The organism is Burkholderia sp. BDU5 (assembly GCF_001522845.1).
Taxonomy (GTDB): Bacteria; Pseudomonadota; Gammaproteobacteria; order Burkholderiales; family Burkholderiaceae; genus Burkholderia; species Burkholderia mayonis.
On the sequence record NZ_LOWC01000165.1, the window covers coordinates 92,199 to 111,414 of the forward strand.

The window sequence follows — 19,216 nt, forward strand, 5'->3', positions numbered from 1 at the left end:
GCCTTCGCGCGCAATTGCCGCGCGAAGGCCGGTCGGCGCCGCGGCGCTTCGTCCGCCGACGAGACGAAGCGCCATCGCCGCTTACAGCGAGTAGTACATCTCGAACTCGACCGGATGCGTCGTCATGCGGAACTTCGCGAGCTCCTGCTCCTTCAGACCGAGGTACGCATCGATCATCGCGTCCGTGAACACGCCGCCGCGCGTGAGGAACTCGCGGTCCTTGTCGAGTGCTTCGAGCGCCTGGTCGAGGCCCGCGCACACGGTCGGGATCTTTGCATCCTCTTCCGGAGGCAGGTCATACAGGTTCTTGTCCGCGGCCTCGCCCGGATGGATCTTGTTCTGCACGCCGTCGAGACCCGCCATCATCAGCGCCGAGAAGCACAGGTACGGGTTCGCCATCGGGTCCGGGAAGCGCGTTTCGATGCGGCGGCCCTTCGGGTTCGACACGTGCGGAATGCGGATCGACGCCGAGCGATTGCGCGCCGAGTACGCGAGCTTCACGGGCGCTTCGAAGTGCGGCACGAGACGCTTGTACGAGTTCGTCGTCGGGTTCGTGATTGCGTTCAGCGCGCGCGCGTGCTTGATGATGCCGCCGATGTAGAACAGCGCGAATTCGGACAGGCCGGCGTAGCCGTTGCCCGCAAACAGGTTCTGGCCGTCCTTCCAGATCGACTGGTGCACGTGCATGCCCGAGCCGTTGTCGCCGACGACGGGCTTCGGCATGAACGTCGCCGTCTTGCCGTACGTGTGCGCGACGTTAAGGACGATGTACTTCAGCTGCTGCGTCCAGTCGGCGCGCTGCACCAGCGTCGAGAACTTCGTGCCGATTTCGTTCTGGCCCTGGCCCGCCACTTCGTGGTGGTGCACTTCGACCGGAATGCCGATCTGCTCGAGCAGCAGGCACATTTCCGAGCGCATGTCCTGGAACGAATCGACCGGCGCGACCGGGAAATAGCCGCCCTTCACACCCGGACGGTGGCCCGTGTTGCCGCCTTCGAATTCCTTCGCCGACGACCACGGCGCTTCTTCCGAGCCGATCTTCACGAAGCAGCCCGACATGTCCGTGTTCCACTGGACCGAGTCGAAAATGAAGAATTCCGGCTCCGGACCGAAGTACGCGGTGTCGCCGAGACCCGAGCTCTTCAGGTACGCTTCCGCGCGCCGTGCGAGCGAGCGCGGATCGCGCTCGTAGCCCTTGCCGTCCGCCGGCTCGACGACGTCGCAGGTCAGAACGAGCGTCGACTCTTCATAGAACGGATCGATGAAGGCGGTGTCCGGATCCGGCACGAGCAGCATGTCCGACGCCTCGATGCCCTTCCAGCCCGCGATCGACGAACCGTCGAACGCGTGACCGCCTTCGAACTTGTCTTCGTCAAACGCCGACACCGGCACCGACACGTGCTGCTCCTTGCCGCGCGTGTCCGTGAAGCGGAAATCGACAAACTTGACGTCCTCGTCCTTCACGAGCTGCATGACGTCGGCGACGGTTTTACTCATAACCTCTTCTCCTGATTGAACAAATCCGGCGGACTGGGACCGCCTCGTTAAGCGAGCTGCTGAGCGCAGCGTTCTTTGCCGCGTACAACCGATTCGAACGGGATCTATGTAGCAGCTTCCATGCCATGCATGCGCCAGATCGGCGCGAAACGCGCGAGGCCGCGCCCCGTCAGGGCCGGGGCGCGCTCTTTCGGGGCTTCGGTGCGCCCGGACATTGCCAAAGACGCACCCATATTGGGCAATGTCAGGCTCCGCACACTCGAAAATCACATTTTTGGTGCAAACGATGCATTTTGCACCTTTTTGGTGACGATCGCACATGGCGACACTGCCGGCCGTCGTCGCGCGCCCGGCACGCTAGAATGTTTTTTTGATCCGCAGGAGACCTCCCGCCATGAGTACGCTTGAACAGCTTTACGCGCAGGCCGACACGCGCCGCGCGCAAGGCAACCTGAACTACGCGGGCGCGCTCTCGCCCGCCGAGGCCTTCGAACTGCTGCAGCTCGATCGGAACGCGCGCCTCGTCGACGTGCGCACCCGCGCGGAGCTTGATTGGGTCGGCCGTCCGCTCGTCGGCGATGGCCAATACGCGCACGTCGAATGGACTCGCTATCCGGGCGGCGTGCCGAATGCGGAATTCATCGACCATCTGCGCACGGTCGTGCAGCCCGATCAGCCGGTCCTGTTCCTGTGCCGAAGCGCCGCGCGCTCGAAGCTCGCCGCGGTCGCCGCCACGCAGGCCGGCTTCACGCACGCATTCGATCTGCTCGAAGGATTCGAAGGCGCGAAAGACGCGCAAGGACACCGGAAGACCGTCGATGGCTGGTGCCACCGCGGCCTGCCCTGGATCGGCGCATGACACGTCACACGCACCGCCGCCCGCCATCGTCGGGCCGGGCGATGACACGGCAATGACACGGCGATGACGGGTGACGCCGGCGCGGCCTGCATGCGCCCCGACGCGGTGCGGCACGACGCGACGCCCGTCGGCGCCGCCGTGCGTCCGGCCGACATCCCGCCAGCCGGTCTTCTTCTCTTTCTTGCCAGTCGCCGGTCTTGCCAGTCGCCGGCTTGCCGACCGTCGGCTTAGCTCAGCCATGCTGCTGCATGGCCGGCTCGACGATGTCGCCGCCGAGCAGATGCACGCCTTCGCGCAGCTTCACGAACGCGGCCGCGACCGCTTCCGGCTCGCCCTTCACGCCGAGATCGATGTGCCGGCGCGCATAGATTCCGCCTCTCTCCGCGTCGCCGACGCTCGGCAGGCTGAACACCCGCACGCCCGGGAAATCGCGCTCGATCTTCTCCATGAGCGGCGTCAACGTCGATTCAGGCAGCTCGAACACGTACAGCGAACGCTCCGCATGCGGCGTCGCATGGTGCAGGTGCGCGTACCTCGTGTCGAGCACCCATTCGATCATCGGCCACGCCATCACCGGAAAGCCCGGCACGAAATGGTGATCGCCGCACGAGAAGCCCGGAATCCGGTTGTAGCCGTTCGGGATGATCGTCGCGCCGCGCGGGATCACGCCCATGTTGAAGCGATGCTGGTTCTCGGGTGAATCGAGATCGACGGGCTTCGCCGGGTCCGTATGCGTTTCGCGGATCCGCTCCTCGATCAGCGCCTTCGCCTCCGGATGCAATTCGAGCGGCACGCCGAGCGCCGCAGCCGCGCACTGGCGCGTGTGGTCGTCGGGCGTCGCGCCGATCCCGCCCGTCGCGAACACGATGTCTCCCGACGCGAACGTGCGCTCGAGCGTCGCCGTGATCCGCGCGGGATCGTCGCCGACGTACTCGGCCCAGCCGAGCGCGAGTCCGCGCGCGCCGAGGAGCTCGATCACTTTTGCGAGGTGCTTGTCTTGGCGGCGCCCGGACAGGATCTCGTCGCCGATGATGATGATGCCGATGGTCATGCTTGCCTCGTCGATTCGATGGAAGTCGCGCTCGCGGCCGCCGCCGCGCGCTGGTCCTGCAGCGCGCGCAGGCAATAGAAGCCGAACCACAGCGCCGAGAACACCAGGATGAATGCGTACACCCAGATCATCGCGGCGGCGACGAACGGAAACAGCACCATCATCCAGATCGACGACACCCAGATGAAGGTCGGCACCGTGCCGAGCAGCCCGCTCGCGACGCCGATGCCGAGAAGCGGCCAGCGATGCTTGCGAACGAGCGCGCGGCGCTCGTCGACGCTCGCGTGCAGCGCGAGCGCGTCGTAGGTCATCACGCGGTACGTGAGCCAGCCCCAGATCACGGGCGGCAGCAGTGCGAAGAACGGCGGAATCAGCCACAGCGGCACCGTGACGATCAGGAGCACGATGCTCGCGAGCGCGGCCCACAGCGAATTGAACACGCTGCCGAACCAGCTGCCGCCCCGCTTCATCTCGAGCGACGCGAACTGGCGCTTCGACAATTGGGTCACGACGGCGGGCATCGAGAGCGTCGCGATCAGCAGCAGCACGGTCAGCACGATGAGCGGGATCGCGAGCGACACGACGACGAACGGCGCGACGACCGCATGCAGCTGCGACGCGCCGATCGCGGCGAAGAACTTGTAGAGGAGCGCCGTCAGCGCGAAGCCGTCGAGCGCCGCGCGCGCGGCGTCGACGAGCGGCTGCCACGCGAACCACAGCACGACGCCCCAGAGCACCGCGGCGACGATAAACGGCATGAAGGTGAGCCAGAGCATCCGCGGGTGCAGCGCACTCGCGAGCGCCCGGCCGAAGGAGCGCAGCAGGTCGTTCATGCGGGACGGATCATCGATCGGGAATGATGGGGGAAAGCTCGGCTAGGATAAACCACGCGGCGCGTGTGCGACAAAACGGGGCGGTAGCGGAACGGGGGGATGCGGATCGGAGAAACGCGCGCTGCTGCGGCGCTGGGTGACGGCGGCGGCAAGAATCGCGGCGGCTCGCGATCGACGGCGCAACGGCTGGCTGCCGGCCAACGACGCCGACGGCAACGAGATCCGGGGCGGAAAGCAATCCGGCATGACTTCCGTACGGCAGCCGAGGCGGCGTGCAATCCGCCGCGCGCAGAGAAACGGCCAAACGACGCCTGAAAACGTATACAACGGCGAAAACCGTCAAGAAACGAACGCATACCGCCACTCGGCGCAGCGTTGAACAGAAAAACGACAGACTTCGCGCCGCCGGCGAGCCAATCGAAAGACCGCGTCCTCGGCGGAACGCGCGACGCGGCATGCGAAACAAGCGACCCGCGTCGCGTCGCCCCAAACGAGCCGGCACGACGCCCCGCCCGCGCCGCGCGCCGCTTACGCCGAAGCCGCGCCGCGCGGCTTCTTCGGCGCGAGCCGCCGCGCGATCCGCATGAACGCGAGCCCGTGCTGCACCCAAAAGCCGTCGCCATACGACACGCCGTCGTACTGCTCGCGGATGCCGGTGGGCTCGGGCGCACGGTTCCACGACGCGGTCCGGAACAGCATGTCCCACCACGGGAACAGCACGCCGAAGTTGCAGCCGTACTTCGTGCCCTCGTGGCCGTAGCCGACCGCGTGATGGCGGCGATGGAACGTCGGGCTGACGAGCAGCCGCTCGCCGAGCCGGCCGAACGACAGCCGCGCGTTCGTATGCTGGACGCTCTGCACGAAGTTCGTAACCGCCGTCAGCACGACGAACTGCGACGGCGACACGCCGATCACGAGCGCGATCGCCGCGAAAAAGCACGCCTGGATCACGTCGTCGAGCAGGTGATTGCGGTCGTCGCACCAGAGCGACATCTGGCGCTGGCTGTGATGCACGGCGTGCAGCTCCCACCAGACGCCGATCCGGTGCTGCCAGCGGTGATACCAGTAGCCGGCGAAATCGAGCACGATCAAATAGATCGCGAACGCGATGATCGGTTTCGACGTGACGCCCGGCCACAGGTAGTCGAGATTGATGTTGGAAATCCCGAAGAGGCGCAGCCACGCCTGGAAGTTGTCGAAAAGCGGCTGCATCGCGAAAAAGAAGAACAGATTGAAGATGCCGAGCTTCGCGATCAGCGTGTAGATCACGTCGACGCGCGCCTCCTTGCGGTTCGCCCATCGCTCAACGGGACGCAGCGCCTCGAGCGGGCGCAGCAGCACGTACATCGCGACCACCTGCAGCGCGCCGACGATCACCCAGTAGAGCGCGTCGTACGTATCCTCGTCGTAGTCCATCAGGCCGACCTTGAACATCACCGGCTGCACGATATCGACGTACAGCCAGGTCTGCAGATCGGACACGAAGCCGTCGAGCGCGGCGACAATCATGTGCAGCATGAACCGCTCCCCCGCCGCGTCAAGCGCCGTTCGGCGCCGTCCACGGCGCGCGATCATAGAAATAGATCCCGTGCGGCGAACGGCCGACCGAAATCGTCTGGATCAGCTTGCGGCTCGGCAGATCGATCACGCCGACCTTCTTCGCGAAGCGGAACGTCACCCACAGCGTCTTCTTGTCGGCGGACAGCTCCATGTCGTCCGGGCCGGGCAGCAGGCCCGTGATGTCGCCGACGTTCGTCAGCGCGTTCTCGTCGATGATGCTGATCGTGTTCGCGACCCGGTTCGTCACGGCGACGTGCGTGCCGTCCGCGAGCGAGCGGAAATTGTGCGCGCCGTTGCCGGTCCGGATCGTCTTCACGATCTTCTGGTTGCGCCAGTCGACGACGGCGACGTAGTCGGCGCCCGTCATCCCGATCAGCACGTACTTGTCGCCGGGCGTGAGCCAGAGGCCCGCCGGCACCTTGCCGACCTTCATCTTCCACTTGACCGTCTGCGTCGCGAGGTCGATCGCGGCCAGTTCGCCCGACACCTGCAGCGTCACGAGCACCGTCTTGCCGTCCTTCGTGAACGCGAGGTGGCTCGGCATCACCTCGAGCGGCACGCGCTTGGCGAGCGTCAGGTCACGGCCGTCGTAGCGATAGATGTCGACGCGGTCGAGCCGCAGGCCCGCCGCGACGAACCACTTGCGGTCGGGCGAGAAGCCGAGCTGGTACGGATCGTCGATCCCTTCGAGCGTGCGCTGCGGCTTGCCCGTCTTCGGATCGAGGAACATCAGGCTGTTGGACACCGAGTTCGCGACGATCAGCGACGAATTGTCGGGCGTCGCCATCAAGTGGTGCGGCTCCTTGCCGGTGGGATACTGGCCGACGACCTGGCGTGTGTTCTCGTCGATCAGGGAGAGCGTCGCTTCGGCCGAATTCAGCACGATCACGTTGTTCGCGAAGGCGGCGACGGGCGCCAGCACGGCGGCGGCAAGCGCGAGCGTGCGGCCGAGGGAAAGGAAATTGCGCATGAAGACTCACGTCGTGGACTGGCGTGATTGTAAAACGCGCGAGAACGCCGCCGGTTGACGTCTCGCGCCCAAGTGTGAACCCGCGTACGCTGAACCGCGTTCAGCGCTGCATCGACTCCCACACTTTGTAGAGCCGCTTGACGGACACCGGCATCGGCGTGCGCAGTTCCTGTGCGAAAAGCGAGATCCGCAGCTCTTCGAGCAGCCAGCGAAACTCGGCGAGCCGCGCGTCCGCGACGCCGCCGCGCTGCGCGACCGCCCGCTGACAGTGCTGCGCGAGCGGCTGCAGCTCGGCGAACTGGCGCGCGTCGCGCGCGGGATCGGCCTTCAGCTTGTCGATCCGCAGCGCGACGCCCTTCAGGTAGCGCGGGAAGTGCGCAAGCTGCGCGTAAGGCGTGTCGACGACGAAGCGCTTGCCGACGAGCGCCGCGAGCTGGCCCTGCATGTCCGCGTGCGCGGCCGGAAACGGTTTCGCCTGCGCGAGCTTCTTCGCGAGCCCCGCGTATTCGGCGAGGATCTGCCCGACGAGCCGCGCGATCTCCTGCGCGAGCAGGTTGAGGCGGCTCTTGCCCTCGTCGCGGCGCGCGTGGAAGCTCGCGTCGTCGGCGGGCAGCGGATCCTGCAGGCACGCGCGGTCGAGCGCCGTCGCGATCAGCTGGTCGCGCAGCTCGTCCTGCGTGCCGAGCGACATGTACTGCATCGCCATCTCGCGCAGCCCCGGCAGGTTCTTCTCCAGATACTTGATCGGCTCCTTGAGCTGCAGCGCGAACAGGCGCCTGAGGCCCGCGCGGTGGATCCGCGCCGCCTCCTCGGGCGAATCGAACACCTCGACGTCGCAATGCGCGCCGCGATCGACGAGCGCCGGATAGCCGAACAGCGTCTCGCCGCGCCGGCGGATCTCGAGCAGTTCGGGCAGCTTGCCGAAATTCCAGGTCGTCAGGTTCTCGTAGAGCGCGGTCGCGCCGGCTTCGGCCGCCCCCGCGCCCGCTTGCGCCGCGGACTGGGCGGCGGCTTGCGAAGACGCGCCGCCGCGCGCGCCCGGCCGTGCGCCGGCCGCCGCAGCCGCCATGCCTGCGCCCTCGCCCGCCGGCGCAAGCGTCGCGGCGGCGGCGATCTTCTGGAAGTGCTGCTGCGCCTGCGCGCCCAGCTCCGCACGCAGTTGCGCGAGATTGCGCCCCATCGCGAGCTGCCGGCCGTGCTCGTCGATCACCTTGAAGTTCATGAACAGGTGCGCGGGCAGCGTCTCGAGCTTGAAATCGGGCGTCTTCATCGCGACCTGCGTCTCTCCGCGGATGTCGGCGATCAGCCCCTCGACGAGGCCGCCCGCGCCGAAACGCTCGGCGCCCACGCGCTCGACGAAGCCCGCCGCATACTCGGGCAGCGGCACGCAGTGGCGGCGCAGCTTCTGCGGCAGCGACTTCAGCAGCAACTGCACCTTCTCCTTCAGCATCCCCGGCACGAGCCACTCGGCGCGGCGCGCGTCGACCTGGTTCAGCGCGAAGAGCGGCACGGCGAGCGTCACGCCGTCGCGCGGCGCGCCGGGCTCGAAGTGATAGGACAGCGCCATCTCGACGCCCGCCATCGTCGCGCGCTTCGGGAACAGATCGGTCGTCACGCCGGCCGCCTCGTGGCGCATCAGATCGTCGCGCGACAGATACAGCAGGCGCAGCTTGTCTTCCGGCTGTCCGCTCTTCTTCACCTCGTCGCGATACCAGCGCTCGAACGCGACGCCCGTGTGGATGCCCGCCGGAACCGTCTGATCGTAGAACGCGTAGATCAGCTCGTCGTCGACGAGCACGTCCTGCCGGCGCGACTTGTGCTCGAGTTGCTCGATGTCGGCGAGCAGCTTGCGGTTGTGCGCGAAGAACGCGAGCTTCGTGTCGAACTCGCCGCCGACGAGCGCGCCGCGGATGAACAGCTCGCGCGCACGCGCCGGGTCCTGCCGGCCGAACGCGACGCGCCGCCGGTGATAGACGGTCAGCCCGTACAGCGTCGCGCGCTCGAACGCGGAGACCTGCGCGGGGCGCTTCTCCCAATGCGGCTCCGACAGCGACTTCTTCAGCAGGTGCGCGCCGATCCGCTCGATCCATTCCGGCTCGATCTTTGCGATGCAACGCGCGTACAGCCGGCTCGTCTCGATGAGCTCGGCCGCCATCACCCAGCGCCCCGCCTTCTTCACGAGCGCGGAACCCGGCCACAGGTGGAACTTGATCCCGCGCGCGCCGAGGTAGTGCGGCTCGTCCTCGGCCTTGAAGCCGATATTGCCGAGAAGGCCCGTCAACAGCGACAGATGGATCTGCTCGAACGTCGCATCGGCCTCGCTCAGCCGCCAGCCGTGCTCGCGCACAACGGTCAGAAGCTGCGAGTGAACGTCGCGCCATTCGCGCAGCCGCAGATGCGACAGGAAGTTCTGCCGGCACGCGTCGACGAGCTGCCGGTTCGACTTCTTGTGCGCGACCGCCTCCTCGAACCACGCCCAGATCTTCAGCCACTGGAGGAATTCGGAGCGCTCGTCGGCGAAGCGCCGGTGTGCCTGGTCGGCCTGCTCCTGCGCGTCGAGCGGGCGATCGCGCGGGTCCTGCACGGACAGCGCGCTCGCGATGACGAGCACTTCGCGCAGCGCCTGCTGGTCGCGCGCGGCGAGAATCATCCGGCCGACGCGCGGATCGAGCGGCAGGCGCGCGAGCTCGCGGCCGAGCGGCGTGAGCGCGTTGTCGTCGTCGACCGCGCCGAGCTCGTTCAGCAACTGGTAGCCGTCCGCGATCGCGCGGCCGGGCGGCGGCTCGATGAACGGAAACGATTCGATCGCCGACAGATGCAGCGACTTCATCCGCAAAATCACCGACGCGAGCGACGAGCGCAGGATTTCCGGATCGGTGAAACGCACGCGGGCGGCGAAGTCGCTCTCTTCATAGAGGCGGATGCAGATGCCGTCGGCGACGCGGCCGCAGCGGCCCGCGCGCTGATTCGCGGCCGCCTGCGAGATCGATTCGATCTGCAACTGCTCGACCTTGTTCCGATACGAATAGCGCTTCACGCGCGCGAGGCCCGTATCGACGACGTAACGGATGCCCGGCACCGTGAGCGACGTCTCGGCGACGTTCGTCGCGAGCACGATCCGGCGCGCGTTCGACGGCTTGAACACGCGCTCCTGCTCGGCCGCCGACAGCCGCGCGAACAGCGGCAGGATTTCGGTGTGCGGCGGATGGTGCTTGCGCAGCGCCTCGGCCGCGTCGCGGATCTCGCGCTCGCCGGCCAGGAACACGAGCACGTCGCCCGGGCCTTCGCGGCACAGCTCGTCGACCGCGTCGACGATGCCGTCCATCAGGTCGCGCTCCGCCTCGCGCGCGGTCTTCGCGCGGTCGCGGCCGGACGCCGCGCCCTCCGCGTGCCGCACGGCGGCCGGCCGGTCGTCGGCGATCGGCCGGTAGCGGACTTCGACCGGATACAGCCGCCCGCTCACCTCGATCACGGGCGCGGGCCGCTCGTTGCCGCCGAAATGGCGCGCGAAGCGATCGGCGTCGATCGTCGCCGACGTGACGATCAGCTTCAGGTCCGGCCGCTTCGGCAGGATCTGCTTCAGATAGCCGAGCAGGAAATCGATGTTGAGGCTGCGCTCGTGCGCCTCGTCGATGATCAGCGTGTCGTACGCCGTGAGGAGCGGATCGGTCTGCGTCTCGGCGAGCAGGATGCCGTCCGTCATCAGCTTGACGGACGCGCCCGGCGCGAGGTTGTCGGTGAAACGCACCTTGTAGCCGACCACTTCGCCGAACGGCGTGCCGAGCTCCTCGGCGATGCGGCGTCCCGTCGACGACGCCGCGAGCCGCCGCGGCTGCGTATGGCCGATCAGGCCCGCGCCGCCCGCGCCGACGCCGCGGCCGAGCGCGAGACAGATCTTCGGGAGCTGGGTCGTCTTGCCCGAGCCCGTCTCGCCGCAGACGATCACGACCTGATGATCGGCGATCGCGCGCGCGATCTCGTCGCGCCGGCCCGATACGGGCAGGCTCTCGGGAAACGTGATCGGCGGAACGGGATTCGGCGCGACGCGCGCGCGCGGCGGCCGGGCGGGCTGGGGGATGGATTCGGATTCACGGCGCGCGGCGCGCGGCGCGCGGTCCTGCGCGGGCGCGGTCCGCACAGGACGCGGCGGGCGGCCCGCCCCCGCGTCGGCGGGCCGCGGCTCGCCCGGCGTGCCCGCACGTTTTTGCGCGGGACTTTTAGGTACATTCGACATGGGGGCGCATTATAATCCCGCCCATGAATTCCCAAACCGACCTTCCCGCCGCCCAGCCGGGCGTCGCGCCCCAGCAATCCGCCGACGAAGCCGCCCTCCACGCGCAGTTCGTCGACTGGATGCGCTCCGTCGCACCCTATATCCACCGGTTTCGCAACAACACGTTCGTCGTCGGCTTCGGCGGCGAGGTCGTGCAGCGCGGGCTGCTGAACGCGCTCGTCTCCGACATCGCGCTCCTGCAGGCGATGGGCATCCAGATCGTGCTCGTGCACGGCTCGCGGCCGCAGGTCGAGGAGCAACTGAACCTGCACGGCGTCGAATCGTCGTTCTCGCACGGCCTGCGGATCACCGACGCGCGCGCGCTCGAATCGGCGAAGGAAGCGGCGGGCGAAGTGCGGCTCGACATCGAGGCGGCGATCAGCCAGGGCCTGCCGAACACGCCGATGGCGCACGCGCACATCAGCGTCGTATCGGGCAACTTCGTCACCGCGCGGCCGGTCGGGATTCTCGACGGCGTCGACTTCGCGCACACGGGCGTCGTGCGCAAGATCGACGCCGAGTCGATCCGCCACTCGCTCGCGAGCCGCAAGCTCGTGCTGCTGTCGCCGCTCGGCTTCTCGCCGACGGGCGAGGCGTTCAACCTGTCGATGGAAGACGTCGCGTCGGCGGCCGCGATCGCGCTGCGCGCGGACAAAATCATCTTCCTGACCGAAACGCCCGGCATCGTCGACGAAACGGGCGAGCTCGTGCGCGAGATGTCGCTCGACGCGGCGGCCGAGCTGCTCGACTCGGGCGACCTGCAAGGCGACGACGCGTTCTACCTGAAGCATGCGATCCGCGCGTGCCGCGGCGGCGTCGCGCGTGCGCACCTGATTCCGCAATCGCTCGACGGCAGCGTGCTGCTCGAGCTGTTCCTGCACGACGGCGTCGGCACGATGATCTCGTACGAGAACCTCGAGAGCCTGCGCGAGGCGACGCCGGACGACGTCGGCGGCATCCTGACCCTCATCGAGCCGCTCGAATCGGACGGCACGCTCGTGCGGCGCGGCCGCCACCAGATCGAGCGCGACATCGATCACTTCTCAGTCATCGAGCACGACGGCGTGCTGTTCGGCTGCGCGGCGCTCTATCCGTACTCGACGGAGAAGATCGGCGAGATGGCGTGCCTGACGGTCGCGCCCGAGGCGCAAGGCTCGGGCGACGGCGAGCGGCTCCTGAAGCGGGTCGAGCAGCGCGCGCGCGCACGCGGCCTGACGCGGATCTTCGTGCTGACGACCCGCACCGAGCACTGGTTCCTGAAGCGCGGCTTCGTGAAGGCGACCGTCGACGATCTGCCCGAAGACCGCCGCAAACTCTATAACTGGCAGCGCAAGTCGCTCGTGCTGATGAAGCAGCTCTGAGCGGCGCGGCGCGCCCTTCCCCCGGATCACGATTACAGGAGAGGTACACGATGGCCCGTATGATTCAATGCGCGAAGCTCGGCAAGGAAGCCGAAGGACTCGACTTCCCGCCGCTGCCCGGCGAGCTCGGCAAGCGTCTTTACGAGAGCGTGTCGAAGGAAGCGTGGCAAGGCTGGCTCAAGCAGCAGACGATGCTCATCAACGAGAACCGGCTGAACATGGCCGATCCGCGCGCGCGTCAGTATCTGATGAAGCAGACCGAGAAGTATTTCTTCGGCGACGGCGCGGACCAGGCGACCGGCTACGTGCCGCCGACGCAGGGCTGATACGCCGCCGCGCGGCGCGCGGCGCCGCTTCCGATTTCCGCACGTCGGACGAAAGCCTCGGGCAGCGATTGCTGTCCGAGGCTTTTTTGTGCGTACGCTTCGTCCGCCCGAGGCGGCGCCGCGGCCCGGCGCGGCGAGCATCCGGGACTTCGCGACGCCGGAACGTCGGCTCGCGCTCGTGGTTTTCGCGGCTTCGCGATTTCGCGACGTCCGCTCCGAAGATTGGCGAGGCTGCGGCATCCGCTGTTTCATCACGTAATCGCGTCGCGATTTCGCGATGTCGTCACCTTGCGAATCGTTGCTTCCGCCGGCGTGCCTGTCGGCAAACGCGGCTTCATCGCGCGCAGGCGTCGCGATCCCGCCATGTCGCCGGGCCGCGAGTCGACACGTCCGTGCACCGGCGAGCGTCCGGCAATCGCGGCTGGGCGACGCGATCGCGCCGCGCCGCCGCGCCCGCCGTCCTCGCCATTTCGTGCTGCACCCAAGATGCACCCCTCGCGCATCGCCCTCAAGGCTTCGCGAGCGCTCCGCTTCCCGCCAACGCGGTGCCCCGCCTGCCGCGCTCGAGCGTCGCGATGCACACGAGCGACACCGCCGCGAGCGCGCTGTAGAACGCGGCGAGCGGCCACCACTGGCCCGCGAAGCGGTGCGCGAGCAGCGTGCCGACGAGCGGCGTGAGCCCGCCTGCGAGCGCCGCGCACAACTGGTACGACAGCGAGATCGCCGAATAGCGGACGCGCACGTCGAACGCGGTCGACATGAAGCCCGCCATCACCGCGTACGAGCTCGACATGCACATCACCGCGATCGCGATGCCGACGACGATCGCGATCGGCCGGCCCGTCGACACGAGCGCGAACATCGGATACGGCGACGCGATCGCGAGCGCGGCGGCCGTCTTCAGGAAGCGCCCCGTGCCGACGCGCTGCGCGAACCAGCCGGACGCGAGCTGCGTGCCGAGCTGGATGAACGCGACGACGAACAGGCAATCGAGGATCAGCGCGCGGTCGAGCCCGAGCGTCTGCGTCGTGTAGTTCAGCATGAACGTGTTGACGAACCACGCGCCCGCGACGCCGATCACGTTCGCGCCGAGGCAGAGCAGCAGCGTGCGCCACGCGTTGCGCACCACTTCGGCGACGGGCAGCGCCGCCGTGCGCCGCTCCGCTTTCAAGCGCGCGAACTCCGGCGATTCGTCGACGCCCGCGCGGATCGCGAGGCCGACGACGAGGAGCGCCGCGCTCGCGAGAAACGGCAGCCGCCAGCCCCACGACAGGAACGCATCGTGCTCCATCCCGGAGACGATGCGAAACGCGAGCAGCGCGAGGATCAGCCCGGCCGGACTGCCGAGCTGCGCGAACGATGCGACGAACGTGCGCTTGTCCGCGCTCGCATGCTCGCTCGCCATCAGCACCGCGCCGCCCCATTCGCCGCCGATCGCGATGCCTTGCGCGATCCGCAGCACGACGAGCGCAATCGGCGCGGCCACGCCCGCCTGCGCGTAGGCAGGCAAGAGACCGATGCCGACCGTGCCGAGCCCCATGATGACGAGCGTCGCGACGAGCGCCTTCTTGCGGCCGATCCGGTCGCCGAGGTGGCCGAAAACGAGGCCGCCGAACGGGCGCGCAAAAAAGCCGACTGCGAACGTGCCAAACGACGCGAGCGTGCTGAAGAACGGCTCGCTCGACGGAAAGAACAGCTTGCCGAAGATGAGCGCGGACGCGGTCGCGTAGATGTAGAAGTCGTACCACTCGATCGTCGTGCCGACGAACGCCGCGAGCGCGGCGCGCGCGGGCTGGCCGACCGGCGCGCGGTCGGCGCGGTCATCGTGCTGGGATGTCATCGTTGTCTCCATGATTCTCGTCGGTGGCGCGACTCGCGCGCGCCTTTACCGTTTGGGCCGGATCGCTCCGGGTTCGGCCGTGCCGGACGAGCGACGCGGACCGTTCGGCCGAAGGCCGATCGCCTTCGGTCTCGCGGCCGCGGACTCGCCCGGCGCCGACCGTCTAGCCGCGGCCGCCGCTTCGTTTCGGCAGCCGCGTCTGTTCGCTCACGTTCATTCCTTCAATACGCCCGCCTCGACGAGCCGCGCCTGCGTCGCCGCATCGATGCCGAGCGCGTCGAGCACCGCGCGCGTGTCGCGGCCGAGCGTCGGCGGCGCGCTGCGGTACGTCGCGGGCGTGCGCGACAGCTTGATCGGCGACGCCGCCCCGCGATAGCGGCCCATCTCGACGACGAGCCCGCGATGCAGCGTGTGCGGATCGCGCGCGACCGAATCGACCGTGCGCACCGGCCCGCACGGCACGCCCTCGCCCATCAGCTCGCGCGCGAGCGTCTCGCAATCGCGAGTCGCGAGCCGCGCTTCGAGGCTCGCCTTCAGCTCGGCGCGATGCGCGCAGCGGCTCCGGTTGTCGACGAAGCGCGGATCGCCCACGAGCGCGGGCACGCCGAGATGCGCGCACAGCCGCGCGAATTGCCGATCGTTGCCGACCGCGAGAAAAATCGGCGCGGTCGCGGTGCGGTAGCTGTCGTACGGCGCGATGTTCGGATGCGCATTGCCGCTGCGCGCGGGCGTGCGTCCGGAGCCGAACCAGTTCGGCAGATGCGGATGCAGGAGCGACACGCCGCAGTCGTACAGCGCGATGTCGATCGACTGGCCGACGCCGCTTTTTTCGCGCTCGGCGAGCGCGAGCAGAATGCCGGCGAGCGCGTTCAAGCCCGTCACCATGTCGACGATCGGCAACCCGATGCGCGTCGCGTCGCCGTCGGCGTCGCCATTGACGCTCATCAGGCCTGCCATCGCCTGGATCACCGCGTCGTAGCCCGGCAGTCCGCCGAGCGGGCCGTCGGCGCCGAAGCCCGTGATCGCGCAATGGATCAAGCGAGGAAGGCGCGGGCGCAGGTCGCGCTCGTAGTCCATCCCCCAGCGCGCGAGCGTGCCGGGCTTGAAGTTCTCGACGAGCACGTCCGCGTCCTCGAGCATGCGCCAGAGGATCGCGCGGCCTTCGTCGCGCGACAGGTCGAGCGCGATCCCCTCCTTGTTGCGGTTCACGCCGGTGAAGTACCACGCGTCGTCATCGAAGAACGGCGGGCCCCAGCCGCGCGTTTCGTCGCCCGTCGGCGGTTCGACCTTGATCACGCGTGCGCCGTGGTCCGCGAGCGCCTGCGTGCAGTACGGGCCGCCGAGGACGCGGCTCAGGTCGACGATTTTCAGGCCGGCGAGCGCGCCGGACGGGGGGGACGTGGTCGTCGTCGCGTTGTTCGTGCCGTTCGGGTTCGGTGTGCTCGCGGTGCTCGCGGTGTTTGCGGTGTTTGCGGTGTTTGCGGTGTTTGCCGTGTTTGCCGTGTTTGCCGTGTTTGCCGTGTTTGCCGTGTTTGCCGTGTTTGCCGTGTTTGTCGTATGCGAGGTATTCGCGGCGTCTGTCTCAATCGACCCATGCGCCACGTGCGACGCGCGAGGCACGCATGCCGAATGCGATGCGTTCGCCGTATTCCGCGTCTCGCCGGCAACGCCAGAGGTGCGCGCCCGATCGATCACGCGAGCCGCGGCAGGACCAGCCTGCGCCCCGCGCGCCGCACGGAATTGCTTCGCATCGCCGCTCATGCCACGTCTCCCGACGCTTCGTCGAGCAGCCTCAGCGCGTCGTCGAGCGCGACCGGCCGATCGTGCAGCAGGGCCGCAAACGCATCGGCGTCGACATCGGCACGCGAAGGTGCAAGCGGATCGACCGGCGACAGCTTGTAGCGCAGCACGAGATGCGCGAGCGCGAGCCGCCGATAATCGGGGGCAAGCCACATCCCTTCGCTCGCGAGCAGGATCGCGGTCGTCGCGTGATAGAGCGCGGACGCCGCCTGCCGCACGAGCGCGTCGTCGCCCGCTTGCGCGACGCGCTCGATCGCATCGCTCGCGCGATCGAGCGCGTCGCGCAGACGCGCAACACTCGCGCCGGGCAGCCGCGCCGCATCGAGCAAGTCGAGCAGGAACGCACGCAGCGGCGCGAGCGCGCCTTCGCGCTTGACCGCCCGCGCGACATCGAGCGCGACGATGTTGCTCGTGCCCTCCCAGATCGAACCGAGATGCGCGTCGCGCAACACACGCGCGTCGCTCCACTCCTCGATGTAGCCCGTGCCGCCGCGCACCTCCATCGCGTCGCCGGCGACGCGGCGCGCATCGCGGCACGCGCGGAACTTGATGAGCGGCGTCAGGATGCGCACGCAGCCGGCCGCCTGCCCGTCGCCCGTATCGGCCTTCGCGAGCAACAGCGCGATCTGCATGAAAAGCGACCTCGCCTGCTCGGTCGGCACGAGCATCTTGACGAGCTGACGCCGCATCAGCGGCATGTCGATCAGCTTGCGGCCGAACGCTTCGCGATGGCGCGCGACGTGCAGCGCCTCCGTCGTCGCGCGGCGCATCAGCCCCGCCGCGCGCACGCCGTTCGACAGCCGCGACATGTTGATCATGTCCGCCATCTGATGGAAACCGCGCCCGATCTCGCCGATCAGATAGGCTTCGGCGCCGTCGAGCGTAATCTCGCCGCTCGCCATCGAGCGGCTGCCGAGCTTGTCCTTCAGACGCACGATCCGGTAGCGATTACGCGAGCCATCGGTGAGCGTCTTCGGCAACAGGAACAACGCGAGGCCCCTGACGCCGTCGGGCGCGCCTTCGGGCCGCGCGAGCACCATCGCGAGATCGGCATCCGCGTTCGAGCAGAACCATTTGTCGCCGTACAGACGCCACGTCGCCGCGCCGTCGGCGGCCGTCTCGCGCACCGCTCGCGTCGCGATCCGGCCGACGTCGGAGCCCGCCGCCTGCTCGGTCATGAACATCGCGCCCTGGTACAGCACGTCGAAATCGCGCGACGCGAGCCGCGGCAGGAAACGCTCGACGAGCTCGCGCGAGCCGAAGCGGCGCAGCGTGCGCGTCAACGAATCGGTCATGCTGACGGGACAGCAGAGGCCGAACTCGGCCTGGACGAACAAGAACGTCAACGCATACTTGACGAGCGGCGGCGGCGCCTCGCTGCGATGGCTCATCGCCGCGAGGCCGAGCTCCGAATACGCGACGCGCTCGAGCGCGACGTAGTCCGGATGCTTGTCGATCGATTCGAGCGGCTCGCCGCGACGGGTGCGCGGATGGAGCACGGGCGGATGCTTGTCGGCGCGCGACGCGAGGCGGTCGAGCTCGTCGGACGCGCGCAAGCCGAGCGTGCGCAATTCGGGTTCGAGCGCGCGATAGCGCGCGTCGCCGAGATGCAACCGCAGCAACGCCGCGCAATCGGGATCGCTCGTAAAAAAATTGAGGCCCCGCGAGTCGGGGATGTTGGCGGCGCCCGCCGCGGGCGCGTTCGCTTCGACGGCTTCTTTCATCATGTTCATCGCTTGTCTCCTGGTCCGACGAGCGTAGAACTCCGGTCGATAGCCGTCCAATACAGGATTTATCCAGTACGATAAGCGTTGCTTATCGATCGACGCGAACGGAGACGAGATGGACCTGAAGCAATTGCGCTACTTCGTCGCCGTCGCGGAAGAACTGCATTTCGGCCGAGCCGCAAAACGTCTCTTCATCTCGCAGCCGGCGCTCAGCTTCGACATCCGCAAGTTCGAGAACGAGCTCGGCGTGCAGCTGTTCGCGCGCACGAGCAAGTCGGTCGCGCTGACGAATGCGGGCGAAGTGCTGCTCGGCGAGGCGCGCCGGCTGCTGCTGCAGGCGCAGGAGGCGCAACGTCTGACGATTCGGTCGGCGTCGGGGCTCGCGGGGCGGCTGCGGATCGGCTTCGTCAATTCGATGCTGTACCGTGGGCTGCCGTCCGCGGTGCGGCGCTTCGAGACGGACTATCCGAACGTCGAGGTCGTGCTGAAGGAGATGAACACGCACGAGCAGGTGCAGGCGATTCTGCGCGCACATATCGACGTCGGCTACGCACACTGGGGCACGTTCCCGCCCGAGATCGCGGCCGACACGATCTTCTCTGAGCCGTTCCTCTGCTGCCTGCCTGCCGCGCACCGGCTTGCGCGGCGCAAGCGCGTCGATCTCGCGGCGCTCGCGCACGAGCCGTTCATTCTGTTTCCGCGCGACGCGGCCCCCCACTACCACGACCTCATCATCGCGCAGTGCGTCAGCGCCGGCTTCAGTCCGGAGATCAGGCACGAGGCGCGCTTGTGGCAGACGGTGCTGACGATGATCGAGTTCGAGATGGGCGTCGCGCTCGTGCCGAGCGTGCTGCGCCAGGTGCGCAGCGAGCGGCTGCGCTACTTGCCGCTCAACGGCGGCGCGCTCGAATCGCACACGCTGCGGCTGCGGCGGGCGGACGAGCGGGAGCCTGTCGCCGAGCGGTTCGGCACGTATCTGGACGACGAGATTCGGCGGCTGCGCGGTGCGGCGAAGTGACGACGCACGCCGTGTCGAACAAACACTGTCGCGGACAAATAGAAATGTCCGGTTTTGTAGCAAATGAAATGTCCGCATGTTGGCGGGGGCGGCAAGCCGGC

Annotated in this window: 13 protein-coding genes; 4 read left to right on the forward strand and 9 right to left on the reverse strand. The window is 68.0% G+C overall.

From position 1 onward, the window contains the following. Positions 1-81 precede the first annotated feature (81 nt). Positions 82-1,497: a type I glutamate--ammonia ligase gene (gene glnA, locus WS69_RS27275; RefSeq protein WP_025989908.1), complete on the reverse strand. Its 1,416-nt coding sequence runs from the start codon at positions 1,495-1,497 to the stop codon at positions 82-84. Between the two features lie 394 nt (positions 1,498-1,891). Between glnA and WS69_RS27280 the strand changes: the two genes are divergently transcribed. Continuing rightward, complete coding sequence (locus WS69_RS27280; RefSeq protein ID WP_059473756.1) at positions 1,892-2,356, forward strand: rhodanese-like domain-containing protein; 465 nt, start codon at positions 1,892-1,894, stop codon at positions 2,354-2,356. A 232-nt stretch (positions 2,357-2,588) separates the two neighbouring features. On the opposite strand, the gene WS69_RS27285 is transcribed toward WS69_RS27280, so the two are convergent. The 5 genes from WS69_RS27285 to hrpA form a co-directional block, all read right to left on the reverse strand. Further along, a complete protein-coding gene (locus WS69_RS27285) occupies positions 2,589-3,407 on the reverse strand; it encodes a competence/damage-inducible protein A (RefSeq protein ID WP_059473757.1) in 819 nt (272 codons plus the stop codon). After that, entirely contained in the window at positions 3,404-4,240 is an 837-nt protein-coding gene (locus WS69_RS27290; RefSeq protein WP_059473758.1) for an EI24 domain-containing protein, read from the reverse strand. The genes WS69_RS27285 and WS69_RS27290 overlap by 4 nt, the downstream gene beginning before the upstream one ends. A gap of 528 nt (positions 4,241-4,768) precedes the next feature. After that, positions 4,769-5,758, reverse strand: a complete 990-nt coding sequence (locus tag WS69_RS27300) for a sterol desaturase family protein (protein ID WP_059473777.1) — start codon at positions 5,756-5,758, stop codon at positions 4,769-4,771. Positions 5,759-5,777: 19 nt separating this feature from the next. After that, on the reverse strand, positions 5,778-6,770 hold the full coding sequence (locus WS69_RS27305; protein WP_059473760.1) for a YVTN family beta-propeller repeat protein: 993 nt from the start codon (positions 6,768-6,770) through the stop codon (positions 5,778-5,780). A 100-nt stretch (positions 6,771-6,870) separates the two neighbouring features. Beyond that, positions 6,871-11,004, reverse strand: a complete 4,134-nt coding sequence (hrpA, locus tag WS69_RS27310; RefSeq protein ID WP_059473761.1) for an ATP-dependent RNA helicase HrpA — start codon at positions 11,002-11,004, stop codon at positions 6,871-6,873. Between the two features lie 23 nt (positions 11,005-11,027). Between hrpA and argA the strand changes: the two genes are divergently transcribed. Then, complete coding sequence (gene argA / locus WS69_RS27315; RefSeq protein WP_059473762.1) at positions 11,028-12,404, forward strand: amino-acid N-acetyltransferase; 1,377 nt, start codon at positions 11,028-11,030, stop codon at positions 12,402-12,404. 50 nt (positions 12,405-12,454) lie between these two features. Beyond that, on the forward strand, positions 12,455-12,730 hold the full coding sequence (locus tag WS69_RS27320; protein WP_059473763.1) for an oxidative damage protection protein: 276 nt from the start codon (positions 12,455-12,457) through the stop codon (positions 12,728-12,730). Between the two features lie 508 nt (positions 12,731-13,238). On the opposite strand, the gene WS69_RS27330 is transcribed toward WS69_RS27320, so the two are convergent. The 3 genes from WS69_RS27330 to WS69_RS27340 form a co-directional block, all read right to left on the reverse strand. After that, the gene (locus tag WS69_RS27330) at positions 13,239-14,570 is read right to left on the reverse strand and encodes an MFS transporter (protein WP_059473765.1); all 1,332 of its coding nucleotides are present in this window, start codon (positions 14,568-14,570) and stop codon (positions 13,239-13,241) included. A gap of 213 nt (positions 14,571-14,783) precedes the next feature. Then, positions 14,784-16,331 (reverse strand): CaiB/BaiF CoA transferase family protein, encoded by a 1,548-nt coding sequence (locus tag WS69_RS27335; protein WP_059473766.1) that lies wholly within the window; start codon positions 16,329-16,331, stop codon positions 14,784-14,786. Then, the gene (locus tag WS69_RS27340; RefSeq protein ID WP_082716533.1) at positions 16,328-18,103 is read right to left on the reverse strand and encodes an acyl-CoA dehydrogenase family protein; all 1,776 of its coding nucleotides are present in this window, start codon (positions 18,101-18,103) and stop codon (positions 16,328-16,330) included. Before WS69_RS27340 ends, WS69_RS27335 begins: the two co-directional genes overlap by 4 nt. Positions 18,104-18,212: 109 nt before the next feature. Here WS69_RS27340 and WS69_RS27345 point away from each other — a divergent pair, with 109 nt between their 5' ends. After that, positions 18,213-19,115, forward strand: coding sequence for a LysR family transcriptional regulator (locus WS69_RS27345; RefSeq protein ID WP_059473767.1), 903 nt, complete (start codon positions 18,213-18,215; stop codon positions 19,113-19,115). The last annotated feature ends 101 nt before the right edge of the window (positions 19,116-19,216 follow it).

What these genes read in the sequence shown, in the direction of transcription:
- WS69_RS27345 (WP_059473767.1), top strand. Translation starts at nt 18,213, where the DNA reads ATGGACCTGAAGCAATTGCGCTACTTCGTCGCCGTCGCGGAAGAACTG.
- hrpA (WP_059473761.1), bottom strand. Translation starts at nt 11,004, where the DNA reads ATGTCGAATGTACCTAAAAGTCCCGCGCAAAAACGTGCGGGCACGCCG.
- glnA (WP_025989908.1), bottom strand. Translation starts at nt 1,497, where the DNA reads ATGAGTAAAACCGTCGCCGACGTCATGCAGCTCGTGAAGGACGAGGAC.
- WS69_RS27290 (WP_059473758.1), bottom strand. Translation starts at nt 4,240, where the DNA reads ATGAACGACCTGCTGCGCTCCTTCGGCCGGGCGCTCGCGAGTGCGCTG.
- WS69_RS27335 (WP_059473766.1), bottom strand. Translation starts at nt 16,331, where the DNA reads ATGAGCGGCGATGCGAAGCAATTCCGTGCGGCGCGCGGGGCGCAGGCT.
- WS69_RS27340 (WP_082716533.1), bottom strand. Translation starts at nt 18,103, where the DNA reads ATGAACATGATGAAAGAAGCCGTCGAAGCGAACGCGCCCGCGGCGGGC.
- argA (WP_059473762.1), top strand. Translation starts at nt 11,028, where the DNA reads ATGAATTCCCAAACCGACCTTCCCGCCGCCCAGCCGGGCGTCGCGCCC.
- WS69_RS27285 (WP_059473757.1), bottom strand. Translation starts at nt 3,407, where the DNA reads ATGACCATCGGCATCATCATCATCGGCGACGAGATCCTGTCCGGGCGC.
- WS69_RS27320 (WP_059473763.1), top strand. Translation starts at nt 12,455, where the DNA reads ATGGCCCGTATGATTCAATGCGCGAAGCTCGGCAAGGAAGCCGAAGGA.
- WS69_RS27330 (WP_059473765.1), bottom strand. Translation starts at nt 14,570, where the DNA reads ATGACATCCCAGCACGATGACCGCGCCGACCGCGCGCCGGTCGGCCAG.
- WS69_RS27300 (WP_059473777.1), bottom strand. Translation starts at nt 5,758, where the DNA reads ATGCTGCACATGATTGTCGCCGCGCTCGACGGCTTCGTGTCCGATCTG.
- WS69_RS27280 (WP_059473756.1), top strand. Translation starts at nt 1,892, where the DNA reads ATGAGTACGCTTGAACAGCTTTACGCGCAGGCCGACACGCGCCGCGCG.
- WS69_RS27305 (WP_059473760.1), bottom strand. Translation starts at nt 6,770, where the DNA reads ATGCGCAATTTCCTTTCCCTCGGCCGCACGCTCGCGCTTGCCGCCGCC.